Here is a 2,672-nt window from a genome sequence, read left to right on the forward strand (position 1 = left end):
TTCGACAATGTCAAGGCCCCCCGATGTACTGACTCCGCCGAATGGATACGACGTCGCCGTCGACGGCAGCGGGCCGTGACGCTCGGCACCAACACCCCCGCCACAGCGGCCCGCTACAAGCACGCGATCGCGCCAAACACAACCAGGACAGTCTTCGACGTGGTCCAGACACGCGCCTTATCTCCTACGGCGAAGCCCCCTGCCGGGGTTAATGGCCCCTCGTATACATCGAACCGACCTCGACGCCAACCGCTGCGGGAGGCATCTGGCACGGGCAGAAAACGGCTCGGCACGCAGCGAAAAGAGTTCGCCTACCTGCGCGCCCAGCGTCCTGCGGCAGAAGGATGGGCTTCGGACAGTGCCGGCAGGGTTGCGCCGCCTCCGACGACGGGCCAACTCAGCGCGCTTACCCCTTCCGGGGCCCGACGTGTGCGTTCGACGCTGATCCTCGCCTCAGGTCGCGCCGGCGTCGCCTTGCATGCAGTCAGGGTCGGGGCTAACGTTATCCGGGGGAAGGCGGAGTGGATGGCCATGCAGCCGGCTTTAGCCCGGATCCACCGAATGGCTGGGTCGGAGGCCGTAAGGCGGCTGGCCTGGGCGGCGATGACGGTTTGGTGGCCGCGGTGAGGCCCGTTGGGTGATCGAGGCAGGTGTCGGGGTGGTTCCGCGGGGCCGGTTCGTGTGTTCGCGCGCAGCGGTGGTCGTGCCCGGCGGGCGAGTGACCTGCTGATCTTCGGTCGGCTTGCCTGCGGCGGCGGTCAGGCGGCGGGGAGTGCGCGGATCCGTGCGAGCGCGGCGAGGTAATCGCCGTGCCAGGGCCAGCGGGCGGGGAGGTGAAGCGTCCAGCGGCGGCCGTGGCGGGTCAGGCGCCCGGCGATCGTGATCAGCCGGCGGCGCAGCGTGCGGGCGGCGCGCACGGTGCTGTCGGGCAAGCCGATCAGTTGTGTCCATCTGAGCAGGTTGTGCGCGAGCGCGCCGAGCACGGTCCAGGCGCCGTTGGCGTTGAACTCGCCGGAGGGAAAATGCGCCAGCGCCTGATCCTTGAGATCGGCGATCACTTGCTCAACGACGGCATGGTCTCGATGCTCGGCTTCCACGATCGTGATCTCTTCGGTGCGGTTGGTGATAAACGCGAAGTGACGCCAGTCGGGCCACAGTTGCGCCTGGCGGCCGAGCAGACGGGTGCGGCGGACGATCAACCGCCGCCCGCCAGAGGTCGTCTCGGCGATCTGCGCCTCACCCTCCTCGGGGTATTCGATCGTCTGCCAGGCCAGCTCGTCTATCGCTTCGACGGCCTTGCGAATCCCCTTCTGCATGCGCACGCCGATCGAGTACTGCCAGCCGGCGCCCTCGAGCCGCTTGAACACCTTGGTGTTCCAGAACCCCGAGTCGGCGCGCAGCAGCTTCGGCCCGGTGGCACCGGCGCGCGCGACGCGGGCGATCAACTCATCGCAAAAGCGCAGCATCCCCTTCTGGGTGTTCGCCGACCCCTTGCGCAGGCGGATGTGTAACACCTCGCGGGTGTCAGCACGGGTGGCCAGGAGCGGGTGATACCCCAACACCTTCGTGTACCCGTAGGCAGCTCCCTGCTTGAGCCGCCCGCACACCTCGCCGACGAAACTGTCCACATCGATCACCAGCCGCCCCTCGCCGGGACCGGCGCCAGCCCGCCACGCGCGCACCAACGCCTCGCCCAGCAGCTTGTCGAGCTGCCGCACGTGCCCGAACGTGAACGCGCGCAAGAACGTCCCCAGCGTCGACGGCGCCGGCATCCACCCACCCAACAGCCGCCGAGTCTTGCCTGCCCTGAGGATCTCGCAGTCATCGATGCTGTCCGCGCCCAGCACCATCGCGAAGATCAGCGCCATCACCTTACGCCCCGCGTTCGCCGCGCCCGGACGCTCGCGCCGCAACCTGACCAGCCGCCCCGCCAACCCCTCGATCCCCAGCCGCTTGGCCAGCGTCGCGACGAGCGTCACCCCGGCGTCCGAGACCGCGCGCTCATCGTCGAATTTGACCTGCAGACCGTCCAGTCCGACCCACTCGTCATCATGCACCCTGAAGGTGACCTCCTGTCCGCAGGCCCCGGCTGCCCCATACAGCCGTTAAAGCCCTGCACAGGAGGTCATTCTTCCTTCCGGTTCGGACGGAACCGACCTACCGACCCGGTGGATTAAGGCTTAGAGGCAATTGGCGCGAGCCGCCGCCCAATGTAGACCTATTTGCGTGTTGGCGATCCGTTCTCGCGCAACGCGGTAACCGCTGACGCCGATGCGCTCGTTTGCAGATAAGGATCGAATCGACCGACAGCCCAAAGTTGCCGTCTACGCGACGGCGCTTGCTCTCGTAGCTCGCCGCCTCGCGCGAGACCGCCCAGCCACACAGTTCTGTCGAGCCTGCTCGCCGAAGAGAGCGACTAGCTGACGACACCTTGTCGACTCGCGATTTGCCGTTGCTGACGACCGCACGCTGTCTGGACCGCCGGTGACTAACCGCAGCCATGAGCCGGTGACGCGGTTCTCCGGGCGGTCGAGGAAATGTCAATGAAGACCGTTGCGAAGCGCTCTCGCGGGCGCTGGTTTGCTGACCGCAAGGCCGAGGCACTTGCGTGGTGGGTGAGGACGGCCTCAGACCAGAGACTGGGGTCGGTCATGCGCAGCCGCCGTCGCAGT

General features: G+C 67.4%; 1 protein-coding gene. It reads right to left on the minus strand.

Annotation, left to right across the window (positions count from 1 at the left end; genetic code table 11):
• Positions 1 to 758: 758 nt before the first annotated feature.
• Positions 759 to 2,057: an IS1380 family transposase gene (locus VMD50_RS28420; RefSeq protein ID WP_325433086.1), complete on the minus strand. Its 1,299-nt coding sequence runs from the start codon at positions 2,055 to 2,057 to the stop codon at positions 759 to 761.
• Positions 2,058 to 2,672 lie beyond the last annotated feature (615 nt).

This window comes from Mycobacterium sp. (genome assembly GCF_035506235.1).
Lineage (GTDB): Bacteria > Actinomycetota > Actinomycetes > Mycobacteriales > Mycobacteriaceae > Mycobacterium.